19 protein-coding genes are annotated in these 20571 nt (G+C 60.3%); all 19 read left to right on the forward strand.

All coding sequences use genetic code 11. The features are described 5' to 3' along the window. Nucleotides 1–43 precede the first annotated feature (43 nt). On the forward strand, nt 44–2959 hold the full coding sequence (locus DLD99_RS08340; protein ID WP_114881882.1) for a TIGR00180 family glycosyltransferase: 2916 nt from the start codon (nt 44–46) through the stop codon (nt 2957–2959). Nucleotides 2960–2989: 30 nt separating this feature from the next. Next, nucleotides 2990–3991 carry a UDP-N-acetylglucosamine 4,6-dehydratase (inverting) gene (gene pseB / locus DLD99_RS08345; RefSeq protein ID WP_114881883.1) on the forward strand — a complete coding sequence of 334 codons (1002 nt, stop codon included), beginning with the start codon at nt 2990–2992 and terminating at the stop codon, nt 3989–3991. Next, nucleotides 3988–5145 carry a UDP-4-amino-4,6-dideoxy-N-acetyl-beta-L-altrosamine transaminase gene (gene pseC / locus DLD99_RS08350; RefSeq protein ID WP_114881884.1) on the forward strand — a complete coding sequence of 386 codons (1158 nt, stop codon included), beginning with the start codon at nt 3988–3990 and terminating at the stop codon, nt 5143–5145. The genes pseB and pseC overlap by 4 nt, the downstream gene beginning before the upstream one ends. A gap of 31 nt (nt 5146–5176) precedes the next feature. After that, the gene (locus DLD99_RS08355) at nt 5177–5797 is read left to right on the forward strand and encodes a pseudaminic acid biosynthesis-associated methylase (protein ID WP_085710445.1); all 621 of its coding nucleotides are present in this window, start codon (nt 5177–5179) and stop codon (nt 5795–5797) included. Further along, a complete protein-coding gene (gene pseF / locus DLD99_RS08360; protein ID WP_114881885.1) occupies nt 5794–6489 on the forward strand; it encodes a pseudaminic acid cytidylyltransferase in 696 nt (231 codons plus the stop codon). Before DLD99_RS08355 ends, pseF begins: the two co-directional genes overlap by 4 nt. Then, nucleotides 6486–7988 carry a UDP-2,4-diacetamido-2,4,6-trideoxy-beta-L-altropyranose hydrolase gene (gene pseG / locus DLD99_RS08365; RefSeq protein ID WP_114881886.1) on the forward strand — a complete coding sequence of 501 codons (1503 nt, stop codon included), beginning with the start codon at nt 6486–6488 and terminating at the stop codon, nt 7986–7988. The genes pseF and pseG overlap by 4 nt, the downstream gene beginning before the upstream one ends. Continuing rightward, entirely contained in the window at nt 7985–9037 is a 1053-nt protein-coding gene (gene pseI / locus DLD99_RS08370) for a pseudaminic acid synthase (protein WP_114881887.1), read from the forward strand. The genes pseG and pseI overlap by 4 nt, the downstream gene beginning before the upstream one ends. A gap of 226 nt (nt 9038–9263) precedes the next feature. Then, the gene (locus tag DLD99_RS08375; protein WP_085710450.1) at nt 9264–10190 is read left to right on the forward strand and encodes a ketoacyl-ACP synthase III; all 927 of its coding nucleotides are present in this window, start codon (nt 9264–9266) and stop codon (nt 10188–10190) included. A gap of 86 nt (nt 10191–10276) precedes the next feature. Then, on the forward strand, nt 10277–11569 hold the full coding sequence (locus tag DLD99_RS08380) for a motility associated factor glycosyltransferase family protein (RefSeq protein ID WP_114881888.1): 1293 nt from the start codon (nt 10277–10279) through the stop codon (nt 11567–11569). Then, complete coding sequence (locus tag DLD99_RS08385) at nt 11566–11832, forward strand: hypothetical protein (RefSeq protein ID WP_114881889.1); 267 nt, start codon at nt 11566–11568, stop codon at nt 11830–11832. Before DLD99_RS08380 ends, DLD99_RS08385 begins: the two co-directional genes overlap by 4 nt. Before the next feature lie 243 nt (nt 11833–12075). Then, the gene (locus DLD99_RS08390; protein ID WP_114881890.1) at nt 12076–12927 is read left to right on the forward strand and encodes a flagellin domain-containing protein; all 852 of its coding nucleotides are present in this window, start codon (nt 12076–12078) and stop codon (nt 12925–12927) included. 72 nt (nt 12928–12999) lie between these two features. After that, nucleotides 13000–13356 carry a flagellar protein FlaG gene (locus tag DLD99_RS08395; RefSeq protein WP_114881891.1) on the forward strand — a complete coding sequence of 119 codons (357 nt, stop codon included), beginning with the start codon at nt 13000–13002 and terminating at the stop codon, nt 13354–13356. An 80-nt stretch (nt 13357–13436) separates the two neighbouring features. After that, entirely contained in the window at nt 13437–14891 is a 1455-nt protein-coding gene (gene fliD, locus DLD99_RS08400; RefSeq protein WP_114881892.1) for a flagellar filament capping protein FliD, read from the forward strand. 129 nt (nt 14892–15020) lie between these two features. Continuing rightward, complete coding sequence (gene fliS, locus DLD99_RS08405; RefSeq protein ID WP_114881893.1) at nt 15021–15419, forward strand: flagellar export chaperone FliS; 399 nt, start codon at nt 15021–15023, stop codon at nt 15417–15419. Nucleotides 15420–15429: 10 nt separating this feature from the next. Further along, a complete protein-coding gene (gene fliT, locus DLD99_RS08410) occupies nt 15430–15726 on the forward strand; it encodes a flagellar protein FliT (RefSeq protein ID WP_114881894.1) in 297 nt (98 codons plus the stop codon). A 172-nt stretch (nt 15727–15898) separates the two neighbouring features. Beyond that, nucleotides 15899–17374: a sigma-54 dependent transcriptional regulator gene (locus tag DLD99_RS08415; RefSeq protein WP_003222863.1), complete on the forward strand. Its 1476-nt coding sequence runs from the start codon at nt 15899–15901 to the stop codon at nt 17372–17374. A gap of 110 nt (nt 17375–17484) precedes the next feature. After that, complete coding sequence (locus tag DLD99_RS08420) at nt 17485–18696, forward strand: sensor histidine kinase (RefSeq protein WP_114881895.1); 1212 nt, start codon at nt 17485–17487, stop codon at nt 18694–18696. 5 nt (nt 18697–18701) lie between these two features. Next, nucleotides 18702–20099: a sigma-54-dependent response regulator transcription factor FleR gene (gene fleR, locus DLD99_RS08425; RefSeq protein ID WP_114886622.1), complete on the forward strand. Its 1398-nt coding sequence runs from the start codon at nt 18702–18704 to the stop codon at nt 20097–20099. Between the two features lie 128 nt (nt 20100–20227). Next, nucleotides 20228–20557, forward strand: coding sequence for a flagellar hook-basal body complex protein FliE (gene fliE, locus DLD99_RS08430; RefSeq protein ID WP_085710460.1), 330 nt, complete (start codon nt 20228–20230; stop codon nt 20555–20557). The last annotated feature ends 14 nt before the right edge of the window (nt 20558–20571 follow it).

Consider the following 20571-nt stretch of genomic DNA (forward strand, 5'->3'; position numbering starts at 1 on the left):
ACAAAGCGTCATTTTGGCAAATTGCCGGTTGTGGGGAGAGGTTATGCAAGGCAAGTACAGTTCTGAACAAGCGCTGCCGCTCAATGAGCTGTTGACCGTGGTGCTGATTACTCACAATCGTCCGGCGTTCCTGCGTCGGGCGGTGAAGTATTACAGCAGCTTGCCCTGCAAGATCATGGTGCTGGACTCCACACCCGAGCGCCCGGAAGGTGACTTCTCTGCGGTCGATTACCATCACGTGCCGCAGTTCGCCTATTGGGGCATGCAGGCCAAGCTCGCCTACGGTGTCGAGCAACTGACCACGCCGTACATGGTGCTGGCGGCCGACGACGACTTCATCCTGCATGACTCGCTGGCCGAGTCGGTGAGCTTCCTGCAAGCGAACCAGGATTACGGCATGTGCCACGGCTATTGCCTGATGTACCTGTCGCTGGCCGGTGATGTGAGCTACTACCGCCGCGACAAGAAAGTCATGGAAGATTATTCGTCCGAGAAGGCCCAGGACCGGGTCATCGATTACATGAGCCAGTACATCCCGCCGTTCTACGCGGTGACCCGTACTGACCTGATGAAGACCTGGCATTCGGCATTGCCGCCAGGCACCAGTTTCCAGTGGCAGGAAATCGGCCACGTGTACTTCCTGCTGGCCAGTGCCAAGGCGCGGATCCTGCCGATTCCGTATGTGGTGCGCGAGATCAACTACGGCAACTCCGAGCACAGCACCGAGGTGTACCACTCGCTGACGTACGCCGACGCCAAATCAGTGGCCGAACGCGAAGCCTTCGCCGAATTCCTCGCCGGGTTGCCTACCGCCATCGAAGGCCTGGATGCACAGCAGGGCAAGACATTCGCCCTGCAAAGCTTCGAGGCCATGGTCGACAGCCTGCAAAGCGGCCGGGCGCTGACGGCGGAACTGATTGTCCAGTCCACCTGGAATCAGGTGCTCAAGGTGCCGGACCGTCGTTTCGGGCCGTTGCAGTATGTGGAAATGCCGTTCTACAACCAGGCCTTCTTCGACCGGCTCGAGCAGTTCGAATTCATGCTGCACGCAATGCCGGCCGGCCGCGTTCAATTGCAAGGTCTTGAAGGTGTATGGACGCGTCAGGCGCACCTGCTTCAGGCGCGCAATAACGATACGCCGGAAAGTGTGCTGGAACGTCTGTGGCAGGCGCACGACCTGAATGCCTTCAACCGTACCGTTAACCAGCGTCTGGTGGCGCAACTGGAGCAAGCGGGCGAAAACGAAGAAGTGCAGAAAATGCTCGACTGGATGGCCCGCCTCGATGCGTTGACGACAGACGATCACCATCGCACGTTCGACGCCATGCAGTCCGGCCGACTGCTCAAGTGGCTGGATTCGCGCCAGCCGCAAGCCGGACAGCTCGAAGCCATTACCGAACATCTGGCCGTCAATGGCGGAGGCCCGCAGTTCGGGATTTTCCTGCTGGATCTGGACAACGACATCGACAAACTGCAAATCAGTCTCGACAGCTTGCTCGAAGGTCAGTGCAAGGCGTTCAGGATCGTCGTGTTCACCACCGGTGAAGCGCCGGCGGCGACCACTGCCCAGAACACGCTGCACTTTGTCCGCGTGACGCCAGGCAACCTGGTCGACAAGCTCAACCAGAGTGCCCGCCAGTCGCCATGCGACTGGGTTCTTCTGGCGCAAGCTGGGGATGAGTTCACCGCCAGCGGTCTGTTGCGCGCCAGCCTGGAGCTGATGAATGCCGGCGATTGCCGTGCCGTGTCCACCGACGAAGTCCAGCGCGCAGAAAACGGTGCTCTGGTGGACGTATTCCGTCCGGGCTTCAACCTGGATCTGCTGCTGAGCCTGCCGGCGATGATGGCGCGTCACTGGTTGATTCGTCGCGATGCGCTGGTCGAGGCCGGCGGTTATTCGGCGGACTTCAGCAAGGCGCTGGAATTCGACTTGCTGCTGCGCATCATCGAGCAGGATGGCCTCAACAGTCTGGCCCATCTCGATGAGCCGCTGCTGATCACCCAGGCGCCGGTGATGGAAGAAAATGCTCACGAGCGCCTGGCCCTGCTGCGTCATCTGGGTAACCGTGGCTACAAGGCCAAGGTCACGTCGTCCGTGCCGGGCATTTACCAGATCGACTATCACCACAGCGATCGCCCTCTGGTGTCGGTCATTGTGCCGGCCGGCGACGATCTGCCGGCCCTGCAACGCTGCCTGGAGGGGGTGCAGCTGCGCACCCGGTATCAAAAGTACGAAATTCTGGTCGCCACCACGGGCGCGCAGTCGGCGCAAGTCAATGACTGGCTCGGCACCTATCAGCATCCGAAAGTCCGGGTGCTGCGCGTCGATCAGTCGCTGAGCGTGCCGGCGTTGTACAACGCCGCCAGCCAGCAGGCGCAGGGCGAGTATCTGGTATTGCTGGCTGCCGACGCGGAAGTGGTCAACCCGAACTGGCTCGACTCGTTGCTCAACCACGCCCTGCGTCCGGAAGTCGGCGTGGTCGGTCCGAAACTGGTGGACCGTGACGGCAAGATCAGCCAGGCCGGTCTGATTCTTGGCATGAACGGTGGCGTCGGCTCGGCATTCGTTGGCGAGAAACACGATGCCGAGGGTTATCTGTACCGGTTGTCCGTGGATCAGAACTACTCGGCGGTTTCGAGCGTGTGCCTGATGGTGCGCAAAGAACTGTTCGAGGGGGTGGACGGTCTGGACACCGGCACGTTCTCCCAGGGTTTCAGCGATGTCGATCTGTGTCTGAAAGCCGCTCAGGCTGGTTTCCTCACCGTCTGGACGCCATCGGTGCAAGTCATTCATCAGGCCGAAACGACCCCGGCAATCCAGGCACTGGCTGCGCTGCAGGAAAAATGGGCCGCAGCTTTCGCCCAGGATCAGGCTTACAACGCGAACCTGAGTCTGAGTGGCAAAGGCTTTGTTCTGAACGACAGCGCTTCGCTGAACTGGGCGCAACTGATCGCCTAGGTCTGGCGCATAGAGAACAGGACTCAAGACATGTTCAACGGAAAATCGATTTTCATCTCCGGTGGCACCGGCTCCTTCGGGCGCAAATTCATTGCGCGCCTGCTGGAGCAATACCAGCCCAAGCGCGTGGTGGTGTTCTCCCGGGATGAACTCAAACAATACGAAATGCAGCAGACGTTCAACGCGCCGTGCATGCGTTACTTCCTCGGTGATGTGCGCGACGCCGAGCGTCTGCGCCAGGCCATGCGCGGCATCGATTACGTGGTGCATGCCGCGGCGTTGAAGCAGGTGCCGGCGGCGGAGTACAACCCGACCGAATGCATCCGTACCAACGTCAATGGCGCGGAGAACATCATCGCCGCCGCCATCGACAACGGCGTGAAGAAAGTCGTCGCGCTGTCCACCGACAAGGCGGCGAGCCCGATCAACCTGTACGGTGCCACCAAGTTGCTGTCGGACAAGTTGTTCGTCGCCGCCAACAACATTGCCGGTGAGCAACAGACGCGTTTTGCCGTGGTGCGCTACGGCAACGTGGCGGGTTCGCGCGGCTCGGTGGTGCCGTTTTTCAGCCAGCTGATTGTCGATGGCGCGACAGAGCTGCCGATCACCGACGAGCGCATGACCCGTTTCTGGATCACCCTCGATCACGGCGTGCAATTCGTCCTCGACAGCTTTGCACGGATGCACGGCGGTGAAGTGTTCGTGCCGAAGATCCCGTCGATCCGCATTGTCGATCTCGCGCGGGGAATGGCCGAACATCTGCCGCACAAGAACGTCGGCATCCGTCCGGGCGAGAAGCTGCACGAACTGATGGTGCCGCTGGACGATGCGCGGATGACCCTGGAGTTCGAAGATCACTATACGATCCAGCCTTCGATCCGCTTCACCAGCGTCGATGTCGATTTTGCCGTCGATAAACTCGGCGAGCACGGGCGGCCGGTGGGTGAGGACTTTGAGTACCGCTCCGACACCAACCCGCACTTCCTGTCGGTGGGGCAGATCGCCGACCTGCACGCGAAGCTGTCGGTATGATCCCCTACGGTCGGCAAAGCCTCGACCAGGCGGACATCGACGCGGTGGTCGAGGTGTTGCAGTCCGACTGGCTCACTCAAGGCCCGACCATCGAGCGCTTCGAGCAGGCGATGGCCGAGCGTTGCCAGGCGGATTTCGCGGTCGCGGTGTGCAACGCCACGGCGGCGTTGCACATTGCCTGCCTGGCCGCAGGACTGGGAGCGGGCGACCGTTTGTGGACCACGCCGAACACCTTTCTCGCGTCGGCCAACTGCGGTCGTTACTGCGGCGCCGACGTTGATTTCGTGGACATCGATCCGCTGACCTGGAACCTCGATGCCGAAGTTCTGGCCAGCAAACTCGACGCTGCCGAACGCGACGGCACCTTGCCCAAAGTGTTGGTGGCGGTGGCGTTCTCCGGGCAGAGCTGCGACATGCGGCGAATCGCCGAACTGGCCGAGCGCTACAACTTCACCGTGATCGAAGACGCCTCCCACGCGGTTGGCGCCAGCTACGCCGGGCGTCCGGTGGGCTGCGGTGAATTCGCGGCGATGACGGTGTTCAGCTTCCACCCGGTGAAGATCGTTACCAGCGGCGAAGGCGGCATGGTGCTGACCAATCGTCCGGAACTGGCCGAGCGTTTGCAACGCCTGCGCAGCCACGGCATGACCCGCGATCCGCAGCAGATGACCGAGCCCAGTCACGGGCCGTGGTATTACCAGCAGGTCGGGCTGGGTTTCAATTATCGGATCACCGACCTGCAAGCGGCGCTGGGCCTGTCACAGCTGAGCAAGCTGGACGACTTCATCGCCCGTCGCCGGGAGCTCGCCGCACGTTACGAGCGTTTGCTGGCGTATTTGCCGGTTACCGTGCCGGGCATCCAGCCGGACGCCGAATCGGCCTGGCACCTTTACGTGGTGCGCTTGCAGACCGATCGCATCAGCCTCAGCCACCGTCAGGTGTTCGAAGGCTTGCGCGCCGCCGGCATCGGCGTGAACCTGCACTACATTCCGGTGCATCTGCAGCCGTACTATCGTGAACTGGGTTTCGCCGAGGGAGACTTTCCCGAGGCCGAGCGTTATTACGCCGAAGCGATCAGCCTGCCGCTGTTTCCGTTGCTGAGCGATCAGCAACAGGATTACGTGGTCGAGCAATTGCGTCGATTGACTGAATGAGTGCCGCTGCGGCGGTGGATGGAAAACGGCAATGCGTGATCTGAGCGAACAGGAACAATTCTGGCAGGGCGAATTCGGTAACCAGTACGTCGACCGCAACGTCGGGCAACCGCTGGTGGCCGCCAACCTGGCGTTGTTCGCCAAGGCACTGACCCGGGCCGGGCGGATCGACAGCCTGCTGGAATTGGGCACCAACGCCGGCAACAACTTGCAGGCGTTGCGTCAGTTGTTGCCGCGCTGCGAACTGTTCGGTGTCGAAATCAACGCCAGCGCTTGTGCCCAGGCCCGGGCGCTGGACATTGCGCAGATCTGGCACGGATCGCTGTTCGACTTTCCCCGGGAGCGCCAATACGACCTGACGCTCAGCAAAGGCGTGCTGATTCATCTGGCCCCGGAGCTGTTGCCGACCGCTTATGCGCAGTTGTACGAACTGAGCCAGCGCTACATTCTGATCGCCGAATACTACAATCCGTCGCCGGTGGAAGTGTCCTATCGCGGCAACAGCGGCAAGTTGTTCAAGCGCGATTTCGCCGGGGAAATGCTCGATCGCTATCCGGATCTGCAACTGCTGGATTACGGCTTCGGTTATCACCGCGATCCGCAATTCCCGCTGGATGACGTCACCTGGTTCCTGCTGGAAAAACGCCCTTGAGCAACGTCGCAATCATCCCGGCCCGTGGCGGAAGCAAACGCATTCCGCGCAAGAACCTCAAACCGTTCGACGGTGTGCCGATGATTGCCCGTTCGATTCGCACGGCACTGGATTCGGGGTTGTTCGACCAGGTGGTGGTCAGCACCGATGACGAGGAGATTGCCGAGCTGGCACAGGCTCATGGTGTGCAGGTACCGTTCTTGCGTCCGGCGCAGTTGGCCGATGACTTCACCGGTACGGCGGCGGTGATCGTGCATGCCTTGCAGCAATTGCCGCACTTTGATTACGCCTGTTGCGTGTACGCCACGGCGCCGTTGTTGCAGGCGCGGTTCCTGCGTCAGGGGCTCGAGTTGCTGGAGCAGCATCCCGACAAGTCCTTTGCTTTTTCGGTCACCGATTTTGGCTTTCCGGTACAGCGTGCCTTGACCCTCGACTGTCAGGGTGCGCTGACGGCGATGTACCCCGAGTTTCGCAATACCCGTTCGCAGGATCTGCCGGCCGCCTTTCAGGATGCCGGCCAGTTCTACTGGGGTCGCAGCGAGGCCTGGTTGCGTGGCGAGGTGCTGTATTCGCCGGCCAGCCTGCCGGTGATTCTGCCCCGGCATCTGGTGCAGGACATCGACACCGCTGAAGACTGGAAACGCGCCGAGTATCTCTACGCGGCACTCAAGGCCGGCGGAGAGCTGCAATGAGAGTACTGATCCGCGCCGACGCCTCGCCGACCATCGGCAGCGGCCATATCGCCCGATGCCTGACGCTGGCGCGAGTGTTGCGCGCCCAGGGCAGTCACGTGGCGTTTGCCTGTCGGCGCTTGCCGGGGCATCGGCTCGATGCGTTGCAGAGTGAAGGCTTCGAGACGTTCGCGTTGCCGGATCGCTACGCCGGTGAAGATCCGGAGCAGGCCATCGAATCGATGCTGCCGTGGCAGGCGGATATCGATGCGCTGGCGACGCAGCTGGAGGGACAGGCCGAATTCGACTGGGTCATCGCCGACCATTACGGCCTCGATCATCACTGGCAGACCGCCGCCCGGCGCTTCGCGCCACGGATCGCCGCCGTGGACGATCTGGCGACCCGTCGCTACAGCGTGGATCTGCTGCTCAATCAGAACCTCTCCGGCCTCAGTGAAAACTATCAGCCGCTGCTGCCGGCCGGCTGCCGGACGTTGCTCGGCCCGCGCTTTGCCATGCTGCGCGAAGAGTTCAGCGGCCCGGCCATCGAGATCAAACCCGTGGCGCGGCGGGTGCTGGTGAATTTCGGCGGCTTCGACGCTGCCCGGCAGACCCATCACGCGATGCTGGCGCTGGCGGATTTTTCCGGGCTTGAAGTGGACTTTGTCGCCGGTGCCGACAACCCGGCATGGGCAGAAATGCAGGCACTGGCCGAGCTGCGGCCGAACTGGCGCCTGCACAGTTTTGTCAGTGACTTTCATCGACGCATGACCGAAGCCGATCTGTTCATCGGCGCCGGTGGTGGCACCAGTTGGGAGCGCGCGGCCTTGGGCCTGCCGACGATCTGCATTGCCGTGTCGAACAACCAGCAGGCCAACGGCGAGGTGATGGCGGCGGCCGGGGCTCATGTGTTCATGGGCGCCCGGGAGCAGGTGAGCGTCGAGCAACTGCGTGATGCCATCGGTTTTGTCGTCGACAATTTTTATTTGCGGCAGAGCCTGGCCGAGCGTTCACGGCAACTGGTCGACGGACGCGGCGCGCTGCGTGTCGCGGCGGCACTGGCCGGTGCGGTGCTCAAGTTGCGTGCAGTGACGCTGGACGATGCGCAGGTTTTGTTCGACGGGCGCAATGCCGACGCCGTGCAGCGCTGGTCAGTGAAGAGCGGCGTGATCGAATGGTCGCAGCATCTGGACTGGTTGAACGCCAGTCTGCGCAATCCTCAACGGCTGTTGTTGATCGCCGAGGCCGATGACGGCCCGGTCGGTGTGTTGCGCTACGATCTGCGCGGTTTCGAGGCCGAGGTTTCGCTGTATCTGCTGGAGGGGCGATTCGGTCTCGGCTGGGGCAGGGCGCTGCTGACGCGGGGCGAGGCGTTCGTCACGACGCACTGGCCGCAATTGACCGCGATCAGCGCACAGGTCTTGCCGGCCAATCAGGCCTCATTGAATGTATTTCGTGACGCCGGGTTCACCCAAAGTGCCTGCGCGTTCACCAAGGATTTGAAGGAACACCGTTCATGAACAGTTTCAAGATTGGCGATCGCCTGATCGGTGCCGACGCACCGCCATTCATCATTGCTGAAATGAGCGGCAACCATAACCAGTCGCTGGACGTCGCCCTGCAGATTGTCGAGGCGGCGGCCAAGGCCGGTGCCCATGCCTTGAAGCTGCAAACCTACACCGCTGAAACCATGACGCTGGATCTGGCGGAAGGCGAATTCTTCATCAAGGATCCGAACAGCCTGTGGGCCGGCACGTCGCTGTACGATCTGTACGAAAAGGCCCACACGCCGTGGGAATGGCACGCCCCGATCTTCGCCCGGGCCAAGGAGCTGGGCATGCTCGCGTTTTCGACGCCGTTCGATGACAGCGCCGTGGACTTTCTCGAGAGCCTCGACGTGCCGGCCTACAAGATCGCCAGCTTCGAAAACACGGATCTGCCGCTGATTCGTCGCGTCGCGGCGACCGGCAAGCCGCTGATCATTTCCACCGGCATGGCCAGCATCGCCGAGCTCGACGAAACCGTGCGCGCGGCCCGTGAAGCCGGGTGCAAGGATCTGGTGCTGCTCAAGTGCACCAGCACTTACCCGGCGACGCCGCTCAACAGCAATGTGCGCACGATCCCGCATCTGCGAGAGCTGTTCGGTTGTCAGGTGGGGCTGTCCGATCATTCGATGGGCGTTGGTGTGTCGGTGGCCGCTGTGGCGCTCGGGGCTACGGTGGTTGAAAAGCACTTCACCCTCGACCGCGCGGCGGGCGGGGTGGACGCGAGTTTCTCGCTGGAGCCCGCGGAAATGGCCAGCCTGGTGGTCGAAACCGAGCGCGCCTGGCAGGCCATGGGCCAGGTGCATTATGGCGTGACCGAGGCTGAGAAAAAGTCCCTGGTCTACCGTCGGTCGCTGTACGTCACGGCCGACATGGCGGCCGGTGAACCCTTCACGGCGGCCAATCTGCGTGCCATTCGTCCCGGTCTCGGTCTGCCGCCCAAGCACACCGACGCCATCCTCGGCCGCCGCGCGCGCGCGCCGATCAAACGCGGCACGCCGCTGGACTGGTCGCTGGTCGAATAACCCGATCTGCACCGATTCGGCAAAATAGCGTGACCTGCGAGTCATAACGCGCATCTTCACTGTATTGTATTGACCGGGGAGATGGCGCCTGGCCCGTTATCGGTTGCAGTGATAGCCCTTTGCGCTCCCCGTGGCTGCCCGTTGTGGCGGCCGTTTTCTGTTTGTCGGCGCCCCTCGAAATCCTTGCGAGCGGTGGTATTGGGCTGTTTATTATTGGGAAGCCGTAATGATTGGCATAAAAAGCATTGCGAGCTACGTTCCTGTAGCCGGCGTGGACAATTACGCACAAGGTGCAAAATTCGAGAAGGATGAAGAATTCATCCTCGGCAAGATCGGTTCGGCCTTCCTGCCACGCAAAGACGCAGAACAGGAAACTTCCGATCTGTGCGTTGAAGCGGCCAATGCGCTGTTTGCCAGCAATCCTGAGCTGAAACGTGAATCCATCGATGCGTTGATCGTCGTGACCCAGAACGGTGACGAAGAAGGCCTGCCGCATACGGCAGCGATCGTGCAGGACAAGCTCGGTCTGCCGACCAATGTCGCCGCGTTCGACATTTCCCTGGGTTGCTCCGGTTACGTTTACGGCATCTACGCGATCAAGGGCTTCATGGAAGCCGCCGGCCTGAAGAACGGTTTGCTGATCACTGCCGACCCGTATTCGAAAATCGTCGACCCGGAAGACCGCAACACCACCATGCTGTTCGGCGACGCCGCCACCGCGACCTGGATGGGTGAAGACCCGGTCTGGGCGCTGGGCAAGGCCAAATTCGGCACCGACGGTTCGGGTGCACCGCACCTGAAAGTCACCGATGGCGTGTTCTTCATGAACGGTCGTCAGGTGTTCAACTTTGCATTGTTGAAAGTCCCGGCGCACTTGCATGAGTTGCTCGACGATTCCGGCCTCAACGCCGATGACATTGATGCATTCTGCATTCACCAGGGCAGCGCGGCGATTGTCGATGCCGTGGCGCGGCGCTTCGAAGGCGAGCCGGAGAAGTTCATCAAGGACATGGTCGAGACCGGCAATACCGTGTCGTCGAGCATTCCGCTGCTGCTGGAGAAGCACGCGCTGGATTCCAGCTGGAACCGAGTGGCGCTCAGCGGTTTCGGCGTCGGTCTTTCGTGGGGTTCGGCGATTATCTATCGTCCTTGAACCCACCCAAAACGACGGATACAAAAATAGCGTTCAAGGGGTAACCTTGAACGCTATTTTTTTGCCTGAAAGGAGCGTGAGGCGCCATGAGCGAGTTTTTCCAAGCCAATGCCAACGTCATTGAGCGACGCTGGCCGGCGCTTTTCGCGCGATTGCTGAACGAAGACAGTTCGGTGATCGACGCCGGATTGACGCAGGGGCTGGGTTCGACGCTGAGCATCAACGGCATTCAGCTCACCAGTCGCCACGACCGTGTCCATGAGGCCCGGGTTCAGGCTGCCAGCCTGCCGGCGGAGAAGTCGCGACTGCACGTCTATGGCACCGGCCTCGGAGATTTGCCGACCGTGCTGCTGGAGCGTGCCGGGCTTGAGCGCTTGTATGTGCATATCCTCAATGGCGCGCTCTTCGCCCTGGTGTTGCAACTGATCGATCAGCGGCAATGGCTGGAGGATCCGCGGGTAGAGCTTCTGTACGCCGGTGAGCTGCCGGACATCTGCACGCCGTTTTTTGCCTTGCCGGCGGAGATGCTGCTGGCCGACGACTTCAACGCGAAGATCCGTGATCGTCTGGTCAGTGAAGTGCACCTGAGCTTCAACAATCGTGAGTTCGATCCGCAGTCGCCCTTCATTCAACAGCGTCTGCAGGACTGCCTGCCGGTGTTGCTCGCTGACGATGATGTGGCGCAATTGTTCGGCACTTGCGCTGGTCGGGAGATCTATGTGATCGGCACCGGGCCGACCCTTGAGCAGCATTTCGAGCGACTGGCCGCCATTCGCGAGCGAGACGAGCGCCCACTGTTCATTTGCGTCGATACCGCTTACCGACCGCTGCGTGAGCACGGGATCGTGCCCGACTACGTGGTGAGTATTGATCAGCGCATCAGCTTTCGGCATTTGCCCTTTGAGGAGTCCAACGGCATCCCGCTGGTGTATCTGCCCATGAGCGACCCTGAGGTACTGAGGGCCTGGAAGGGCAGGCGCTACGGCGGCTATTCGCTGAGCCCGGTCTATGCGGCATTGCGTGAGCAACACCCAAGGGCGCTGCTGCATGTGGGCGGCAGTGTGATTCACCCGGCGGTGGATCTGGCGGTGAAGATGGGCGCGGCGCGGATCACGCTGTTTGGCGCTGACTTTGCGTTTCCGATGAACAAGACCCACGCCGGCTGGAGTGATGGTGATCTGGGGCCGTCGGTGAATCAGGCGCGGCACTGGGTGCGTGACGGCTTCGGTGAGCGTGTCAGTACGCAGCTCAATTTTCGCGGTTATCTGTGTGTGCTTGAGCGATACATCGCCAGTCAGCCGCACGTCGAGTTTTTCAATAGTAGCCGCGCAGGTGCGTTGATTGCCGGGACGCGTTTCAATCAGGAGTTCGTGCAATGAGTGCGCTGCAAGGCTGTGTCGACGAATGCCGGCGCTGCGCCGGCCTGTTTCGCCTGGGGCGTGATGTCGAAGCGGCGCTGGACATGGTGGATGTGTTCGAAGGTGCACAGCATTTTCTGGTGTCCGCCTCGCCGGATATCCAGCAGTCGTGGGCGCAGGTGCTCACCCAAATGCTCGATTGTCAGGAGCGCCAGGACTGGCTCGGGCTCGCCGATTTCATGGAGTACGAATTGATCGGGTTGCTGGAAAATTCTGCGGTTTGAAGAAAGCCGACAGCACTGGCCCGCAGGTTTGCGCCACGGACGGTTTTATGGCGTCAGTTTTTCGGGGGTAAGGTGCTGCTAAGTCTTTGTTTTCTAGGGGGTGGCAGGGTGATGGCAAAAATTTTCAAAAAAGCCCTCAAGCAACCTGCAAACCCGACGATAACTATTACGAAGGTTCTCTAGGCCATACCCGGCGGTTGCCAGGGCCGGAAGCCGCAGTACCCAACCAACGAGGAATTCGTCATGGCTTTAACAGTAAACACCAACACCACGTCGTTGAACGTTCAGAAAAACCTGAACCGCGCCTCCGACGCTCTGTCGACTTCGATGCAGCGCCTGTCTTCCGGCCTGAAAATCAACAGCGCTAAAGACGACGCCGCTGGCCTGCAGATCTCCAACCGTATGGCTTCGCAAATCCGCGGTAACACCCAGGCCATCCAGAACGCCAACGACGGTATCTCCGTTGCTCAGACCGCTGAAGGCGCTCTGCAAGCTTCGACCGACATTCTGCAGCGTATGCGTGAACTGGCTGTTAAAGCACGTAACGGTACCAACGGCACTGCTGACCAGACCGCTACCAACGCTGAATTCGCTCAGATGTCTGACGAAATCACCCGTATCTCGGCTGCTACCAACCTGAACGGCAAAAACCTGCTGGACGGTTCGGCTGGTACTGTGACCCTGCAAGTTGGCGCAAACACCGGTTCGGCTAACCACATCGACCTGGTACTGAGCTCCAAGTTCGACGCCGTGAGCCTGTCCGTAGGTAGCGGTACTGTTGTTCTGACCGGTGCTACTTCGGCTGCCGCCGCTTCGAACATCGACAACGCGATCACTGCAATCGACGCCGCTATCGCTGCAATCGGTGCAACTCGTGCCAGCCTGGGTGCTTCGCAAAACCGTCTGACCAGCACCATCCAGAACTTGCAGAACATCACCGAGAACACCACTGCTGCACAAGGTCGCGTACAAGATACCGACTTCGCCGCAGAGACTGCTAACCTGACCAAGCAGCAAACCCTGCAACAGGCTTCGACCTCTGTTCTGGCTCAAGCCAACCAACTGCCTTCCGCTGTACTGAAGCTGCTTCAGTAATTTCGGAATGAGTTTTGGCGGGGGAGTGCGCTTGCGTGCTCTCTCGCTTTTTCACGTTAAGAGGTGATGAGCATGGACATGAGCGTAAAGCTTAACGTGACTTATCCGGCTCCCAAGCCAGCCAATACCGTCACTGACAAGCCGTCGGAGACCAAGCCTCAAGCGGTCGATGCTGTTTCTGACTCGAAAAAAAGCCAGGAAACGGATGAAACCAAATTGAAGCTGGCGGTGCAGGAGATCGAGAAGTTTGTTCAATCGATCAAGCGCAACCTGGAGTTCTCGATCGACGAGCACTCTGGAAAGGTCATCGTCAAGGTGATTGCGAGCGAGACGGGCGAGGTCGTACGACAGATCCCTTCCGCAGAAGCTCTCAAGCTGGCAGACAGCCTCGCCAACGCGAGTCACGTGTTGTTCGACGCCAAAGTCTGATAGCTGGCATGAATCGTGTTTGAAGTTCTTTAGACCCCACAAGGGTCAAAAGACTGGCAACAACCCCAAGGGAGATGCACATGGCAAGTCCAATTTTACCGGGTTCGGGCCTGGGTTCCGGTCTGGACATCGGTGCGATCGTTACTGCACTGGTCAACGCCGACAAATCGGCGAAGCAGACGCAGATCGATGCCACGACCAAAACCAACACCCTGAAGATCTCCGGTATCGGTACGTTGAAGAGTGCGCTGACTGCATTCCAGACAGCGATGACCAACCTGAGCAGCAAGACCAACCCTGCGTTTGCCGGTTACACGGCGACTTCGGGCACGCCGACTGTTCTGGGCGCAACTTCGGATAACACCGCGGTCTCGGGCACTTACAGTGTTGTTGTAAATAATCTGGCAACCGGCTCGAAAGTGGCCAGCGCATCCTTTTCCGGCGGTGCTGCCAGTGCCATTCCGAGTGGTACCCTGAAAATCAGTCAGAATGGCACTGATTACAATGTCACGATCCCGGCCAATGCGACCCTGCAGACCACGCGTGATGCGATCAACAGCTCCCAGGGTATCAATGGTATTTCCGCCAACATTGTGACGGACAGCTCCGGCGCTTCGCGTCTGGTGATCAGTTCGAGCAAGACTGGCTCAGGCAATGACTTGACCGTCAGCGGTATCGCCGGTCTGGAAATCGATGGCACCAAGGTGATGAGCGCCACCCCGGCAGCCGGTGATTCCGGTGCGGTCGGCAAGCTCGCCACGGATGCGTCGCTGACCATCGATGGTCTGACAGTGACCAGCAAGAGCAATACGGTGACTGGCGCCGTCAGTGGTTTGACGATGAACCTGCTGACTGTTCCCAATCCGCCCGGCACACCGGTCACGGTGACCGTGGATACCAACACCAAGGGTTTGCAGACCTCGGTTCAGACCTTCGTTGATGCCTACAACACCCTGAAGAGCACCATCGACACTCTGTCCAAGGCGACGCCGGATGAGGATGGCAAGCTGACCGTTCAGGCGGCTTTCACGGGTGACTCTCTGCCGCGTTCGTTGATTGCCGATATTCGCAGTCAATTGACCATGCCGAGCGGTACCACCACCGGTCCGATGGCCTATCTGTCGCAGTTGGGCGTCATGACCGACAAGCTGACCGGTAACCTGACGTTCGATACGGTCGCTTTCAACAAGGCGATGTCCCAGCCTGGCATGACCGGTCAGGTTCAGCAGATGTTCACGGGCACCGACGACAAGAACGGTCTGTTGGCGCGTATGAGCAAGGCGGTGGATCCGTACCTGAAAGGGGCGACCAGCACCTCGCCAGGCCTCCTCGATCAGCGTATGACCATCCTGAACAACAACGCCAAGAGCCTGACCAGTCAACAGCTGGCACTGGATCTGCGTGTTGCCAACCTGACCAAGACGTTGACTGCCAAGTACAACGCCATGGACTTGTTGGTTGGGCAAATGAAGGCGACTGCGAGCAGCATCACGTCGTTCTTCAGCTCGCTGAACGCTCAGCAATCTGCGAAGTAACATGCAAGAGCGACAAAAACCCGGCCACGCTTTCGAGCGTGTGCCGGGTTTTTGTCTTGTGGTCTAAAGTTTTCAGGCTCGTTGGCGATACACTGGTCATACGAGTCATTGTGGCAAATGAGGTAGAACATGAATCCGATGTTAGCCCTTCGGCAGTACCAGAAAGTCGGTGCTCACGCGCAGACGTCCGAAGCCAGTCCGCACCGTCTGGTACAAATGCTGATGGAAGGTGGCCTGCAGCGCATCGCGCAAGCCAAAGGCGCCATCGAGCGCAAGGATATTCCCGGCAAGTGCACGTCGATCAGCAAGGCCATCGGCATCGTCAGCGGCTTGCGTGAAGGCCTGGATCTGGAGAATTCCGCGGATACGCTGGCTGATCTGGACGGTCTTTATATCTACATGATGAAGCGTCTTGCCGAGGCGAACATCAGTAGCGACCCGCGTATTCTGGACGAGGTTGCCGGCTTGTTGAGCACGGTAAAAGAAGGCTGGGATGCCATTGCTCCTACGCCCGCTCCTCAGTTTTAAGGAGATCACCATGAGTCTTGTATTGCAGCGAATCGAAGAAACCCGAGTGGCGTTGGTCGGTGCCCTGGCCGAGCGCAACTGGGAGGCGATCGGTCAACTCGACCTGGATTGCCGTTCCTGCATGGAAGATGTCTTGAGTGAGGCTTCGGTGGATGAAGTCGCGCTGCGTGACAATCTCGAGGAGCTGCTGCATGTCTACAAGGAGCTTCTTGAGGTCGCCATGGGTGAGCGTCAGGCGATAGTCGACGAGATGTCGCAGATCACCCAAGCGCAGAACGCGGCAAAGGTTTACCATCTGTTTGGTTAATTAACCCTCAGTTAATCCAGACATGTGCGCCATAAATTTGACTGTGCACGGTTTTTTGACTTAACTAGTGGCTGTTTTCAGATTTCAGGCGTCTACAGGCACGAAGTGTCCTGCAAGCGTCTCGCTTGCCCCTCGTTTCGGGCATTGAGTTGACTAGGGAAGTTGCTATTGCATGTGGCGTGAAACCAAAATTCTGCTGATCGATGACGATAGCGTCCGCCGCCGCGACCTGGCGGTGATTTTAAATTTTCTTGGCGAAGAAAATTTACCCTGCGGAAGCCATGACTGGCAGCAGGCAGTCGGCTCTTTGTCGTCTAGTCGTGAGGTCATTTGCGTACTGATCGGGACGGTCAATGCTCCTGGTGCGCTTTTGGGCCTGTTAAAGACACTCTCGACCTGGGATGAGTTCCTTCCGGTTTTGCTGATGGGCGATAATTCTTCGGTGGACTTGCCCGAAGACCAGCGCCGCCGGGTACTTTCGACCCTCGAAATGCCGCCGAGCTACAGCAAATTGCTGGACTCCCTGCACCGCGCCCAGGTCTATCGCGAAATGTACGACCAGGCCCGCGAGCGCGGCCGTCATCGCGAACCCAACCTGTTCCGCAGCCTCGTCGGCACCAGCCGGGCGATCCAGCATGTGCGCCAGATGATGCAGCAGGTGGCCGACACCGACGCCAGTGTGCTGATCCTCGGCGAGTCCGGCACCGGCAAGGAAGTGGTTGCGCGTAACCTGCATTACCATTCCAAGCGTCGTGATGCGCCGTTCGTGCCGGTCAACTGCGGGGCGATCCCGGCAGAACTGCTGGAAAGCGAACTGTTCGGCCACGAGAAGGGTGCCTTCACCGGCGCGATTACCAGCCGTGCTGGCCGCTTCGAGCTGGCCAACGGCGGTACGCTGTTCCTCGACGAAATCGGTGACATGCCGCTGCCGATGCAGGTCAAGCTGCTGCGCGTGCTGCAGGAGCGCACCTTCGAGCGCGTGGGCAGCAACAAGACCCAAAGTGTCGACGTGCGCATCATCGCCGCGACCCACAAGAATCTCGAAAGCATGATTGAGATCGGCACCTTCCGCGAAGACCTCTACTATCGCCTGAACGTGTTCCCGATCGAGATGGCGCCGCTGCGTGAGCGCGTCGAAGACATTCCGCTGCTGATGAACGAACTGATTTCGCGGATGGAGCACGAGAAGCGCGGTTCGATCCGTTTCAACTCCGCCGCGATCATGTCCCTGTGCCGTCACGGCTGGCCTGGCAACGTCCGCGAACTGGCCAACCTGGTGGAGCGCATGGCGATCATGCATCCGTACGGGGTGATCGGCGTGGTCGAGCTGCCGAAGAAATTCCGCTACGTCGACGACGAAGACGAGCAAATGGTCGACAGCCTGCGCAGCGATCTGGAAGAGCGCGTGGCAATCAACGGCCACACGCCGGACTTCACCGCCAACGCCATGCTGCCGCCGGAAGGTCTTGATCTGAAGGACTACCTCGGTGGTCTGGAGCAAGGCCTGATCCAGCAGGCGCTGGATGATGCCAACGGCATCGTGGCCCGTGCCGCCGAACGTCTGCGCATCCGTCGCACCACGCTGGTGGAGAAGATGCGCAAGTACGGCATGAGCCGGCGTGAAGGTGATGAACAGGCGGATGATTGACGCCTGTTTTTCAACTGCTTCATTTATAAGCCGTTTTTTTTAGGCACGGGTATTGCTACGTCCCTCGCAACGTTCCGTTTAACTGACGGTCAGCCAAGCGAGAGAGCACAATGCCCCAAGCCTCCCAGATGTCTTCTGTTCCCGAGTCCTCGGGGCAACTGCCGTCCGTAGAGCAGGCCAGTCGGCAAGGTCTTGAGCAGGCGTTCGCGCTGTTCAACCAGATGTCGAGTCAATTGACCGATTCCTACAGCATGCTCGAGGCGCGGGTCACCGAGCTCAAGGGCGAGCTGGCAGTGGTCAGCGCCCAGCGCATGCAGGAGCTGGCGGAAAAAGAACGTCTGGCCAACCGTCTGCAAAATCTCCTGGATCTGTTGCCCGGCGGTGTCATCGTCATCGACGGTCACGGCATCGTGTGCGAGGCCAACCCGGCCGCCATCGATCTGCTGGGCCTGCCGCTGGAAGGCGAGCTGTGGCGCCATGTCATTGCCCGTTGCTTCGCGCCCCGTGAAGACGACGGTCATGAAATCTCCCTGAGAAATGGTCGACGCCTGTCGATTGCCACCCGTTCGCTGGATGCCGAGCCTGGGCAGTTGGTGCTGCTCAACGACCTGACTGAAACCCGTCACTTGCAGGATCAACTGGCGCGCCACGAGCGCCTGTCGTCGTTGGGGCGCATGGTCGCCTCGCTGGCTCATCAGATTCGTACGCCGCTTTCCGCCGCGCTGCTCTACGCCAGCCATTTGACCGAGCAGGCGCTGCCGGTCGCCACTCAGCAGCGGTTTGCCGGGCGCCTCAAGGAGCGTCTGCATGAACTGGAACATCAGGTGCGCGACATGCTGGTGTTTGCTCGCGGTGAATTGCCGCTGACCGATCGCATCACCCCCAATGCCCTGATGCAGTCGTTGCAGGCGGCGGCGCTGACCCATGTACAGGATCTGCCAATTCGCTGGCAATGCGACAGCCATGCAGGCGAGTTGCTGTGCAATCGCGACACGCTGGTCGGGGCAATCCTCAATCTGATCGAAAACGCGATTCAGGCCGGTGGCGGTGATGTGCGTCTGAAAGTGCATTGCTACACCCGCGACAACACGCTGCGCCTGTGCGTCAGTGATAACGGCGGCGGTATCGAGCCGGCAGTGCTGGCGCGGCTGGGCGAGCCGTTTTTTACCACCAAGGTCACCGGCACCGGCCTGGGCCTGACCGTGGTCAAGGCTGTGGCCCGTGCGCATCAGGGAGAATTGCAGCTGCGCTCGCGGGTCGGGCGCGGCACGTGCGCGCAGGTGATTCTGCCGATGTTTTCCGCTGTACAGGGAGCTGAGTGAAGGTCATGGGCATCAAGGTTCTGCTGGTCGAGGATGATCGTTCATTGCGCGAGGCGCTGGCCGATACGCTGCTGCTGGCCGGTCACGACTATCACGCCGTGGGTTCTGCCGAGGAGGCGCTGAAGGCCGTGGAGTGCGAGGCGTTCAGCCTGGTGGTCAGCGACGTCAACATGCCGGGCATGGACGGTCACCAGTTGCTCGGCCTGCTGCGCACACGCCAGCCGCAATTGCCGGTGCTGCTGATGACGGCTCACGGCGCCGTCGAGCGTGCGGTCGATGCCATGCGCCAGGGCGCGGCGGACTATCTGGTCAAGCCATTCGAGCCCAAGGCGCTGCTGGACCTGGTCGCGCGCCATGCTCTGGGCAATCTCGGCACAGTCGACGCAGAAGGGCCAGTGGCCGTCGAGCCGGCCAGTGCGCAGTTGCTGGATCTGGCGGCGCGGGTCGCCCGCAGCGATTCCACCGTACTGATTTCCGGCGAGTCCGGCACCGGCAAGGAGGTGCTGGCGCGCTACATTCACCAGCAATCCCATCGCGCGAGTCAGCCGTTCATCGCGATCAACTGTGCGGCAATCCCCGACAACATGCTTGAAGCGACACTGTTCGGTCACGAGAAGGGGTCGTTCACCGGCGCCATCGCGGCGCAGGCCGGCAAGTTCGAGCAGGCCGACGGCGGCACCATTCTGCTCGACGAGATTTCCGAAATGCCTCTGGGGCTGCAGGCCAAGTTGCTGCGCGTGCTGCAGGAACGTGAGGTCGAGCGGGTCGGCGCACGCAAGCCGATCACTCTCGATATTCGTGTAGTCGCGACCACTAACCGTGATCTGGCGGGCGAAGTGGCGGCGGGGCGGTTCCGTGAAGACCTCTACTATCGCCTGTCGGTGTTTCCGCTGGCCTGGCGCCCGCTGCGTGAGCGCACCGCCGACATCCTGCCGCTGGCGGAGCGTCTGTTGGCCAAGCACGTCAATAAAATGAAGCATGCGATGGCGAAGTTCTCGCCCGAGGCGCAGGCGTGCCTGATCGGTTATCCCTGGCCGGGTAATGTGCGCGAGCTGGATAACGCGGTGCAGCGGGCATTGATCCTCCAGCAGGGCGGGTTGATCCAGCCGCAGGATTTCTGTCTCTCCGGACCTGCGCTGTTCGCGCCTTTGCCGGTGGCGATGCCGATGCCGGTCGCGCCCGTCATTCGTGAGGTCGAGATCGAAGCCGATTCGGCCGGGGCGCTGGGCGATGACCTGCGTCGTCGCGAGTTCCAGATGATCATCGACACCCTGCGCACCGAACGCGGTCGACGCAAGGAAGCCGCCGAAAAACTCGGTATCAGCCCGCGTACATTGCGCTACAAACTGGCGCAGATGCGCGATGCCGGGATGGACGTCGAAGGGTATCTGTTCGCCACGTAAGCGGTGGCGCAAACGTTTGAAAACGCATTTCTCGAAGCGGTGCCCGTGAGCTGGCACCGTTGTTGCTAACACCTGAGTACCCGCCGAGTGAGTGTCAAAAAATTGCGGGCCGCCCAAGAGAGTAGACCATGAGCCAAGGTATTGAATTTAATCGGTTGATGATGGACATGAAGGCCATGCAAATGGACGCCATGTCGAAGCCGAAATCGACTGCCGCCGTCCCTGAAGTGGCAGGCAGCAGCTTTTCCGACATGCTCGGTCAGGCCATCAACAAAGTGAACGATACCCAACAGGCCTCCAGCCAATTGGCCAACGCGTTCGAAATCGGCAAGAGCGGCGTCGATTTGACGGACGTGATGATTTCCTCGCAGAAGGCCAGCGTGTCGTTCCAGGCTCTGACCCAGGTGCGCAACAAACTGGTTCAGGCTTATCAAGACATCATGCAGATGCCGGTTTAAGGACGAGATTGAGT

This window comes from Pseudomonas kribbensis (assembly GCF_003352185.1).
Classification (GTDB): domain Bacteria; phylum Pseudomonadota; class Gammaproteobacteria; order Pseudomonadales; family Pseudomonadaceae; genus Aquipseudomonas; species Aquipseudomonas kribbensis.

Excerpts from the sequence above, each read along its gene's own strand:
- DLD99_RS08340 (WP_114881882.1), top strand. The coding sequence starts at position 44 with ATGCAAGGCAAGTACAGTTCTGAACAAGCGCTGCCGCTCAATGAGCTG.
- pseI (WP_114881887.1), top strand. The coding sequence starts at position 7,985 with ATGAACAGTTTCAAGATTGGCGATCGCCTGATCGGTGCCGACGCACCG.
- DLD99_RS08390 (WP_114881890.1), top strand. The coding sequence starts at position 12,076 with ATGGCTTTAACAGTAAACACCAACACCACGTCGTTGAACGTTCAGAAA.
- DLD99_RS08420 (WP_114881895.1), top strand. The coding sequence starts at position 17,485 with ATGCCCCAAGCCTCCCAGATGTCTTCTGTTCCCGAGTCCTCGGGGCAA.
- fliT (WP_114881894.1), top strand. The coding sequence starts at position 15,430 with ATGAGTCTTGTATTGCAGCGAATCGAAGAAACCCGAGTGGCGTTGGTC.
- DLD99_RS08385 (WP_114881889.1), top strand. The coding sequence starts at position 11,566 with ATGAGTGCGCTGCAAGGCTGTGTCGACGAATGCCGGCGCTGCGCCGGC.
- fleR (WP_114886622.1), top strand. The coding sequence starts at position 18,702 with ATGGGCATCAAGGTTCTGCTGGTCGAGGATGATCGTTCATTGCGCGAG.
- fliE (WP_085710460.1), top strand. The coding sequence starts at position 20,228 with ATGAGCCAAGGTATTGAATTTAATCGGTTGATGATGGACATGAAGGCC.
- DLD99_RS08375 (WP_085710450.1), top strand. The coding sequence starts at position 9,264 with ATGATTGGCATAAAAAGCATTGCGAGCTACGTTCCTGTAGCCGGCGTG.
- pseC (WP_114881884.1), top strand. The coding sequence starts at position 3,988 with ATGATCCCCTACGGTCGGCAAAGCCTCGACCAGGCGGACATCGACGCG.
- fliS (WP_114881893.1), top strand. The coding sequence starts at position 15,021 with ATGAATCCGATGTTAGCCCTTCGGCAGTACCAGAAAGTCGGTGCTCAC.
- DLD99_RS08355 (WP_085710445.1), top strand. The coding sequence starts at position 5,177 with ATGCGTGATCTGAGCGAACAGGAACAATTCTGGCAGGGCGAATTCGGT.
- DLD99_RS08380 (WP_114881888.1), top strand. The coding sequence starts at position 10,277 with ATGAGCGAGTTTTTCCAAGCCAATGCCAACGTCATTGAGCGACGCTGG.
- DLD99_RS08415 (WP_003222863.1), top strand. The coding sequence starts at position 15,899 with ATGTGGCGTGAAACCAAAATTCTGCTGATCGATGACGATAGCGTCCGC.
- pseG (WP_114881886.1), top strand. The coding sequence starts at position 6,486 with ATGAGAGTACTGATCCGCGCCGACGCCTCGCCGACCATCGGCAGCGGC.
- DLD99_RS08395 (WP_114881891.1), top strand. The coding sequence starts at position 13,000 with ATGGACATGAGCGTAAAGCTTAACGTGACTTATCCGGCTCCCAAGCCA.
- pseB (WP_114881883.1), top strand. The coding sequence starts at position 2,990 with ATGTTCAACGGAAAATCGATTTTCATCTCCGGTGGCACCGGCTCCTTC.
- fliD (WP_114881892.1), top strand. The coding sequence starts at position 13,437 with ATGGCAAGTCCAATTTTACCGGGTTCGGGCCTGGGTTCCGGTCTGGAC.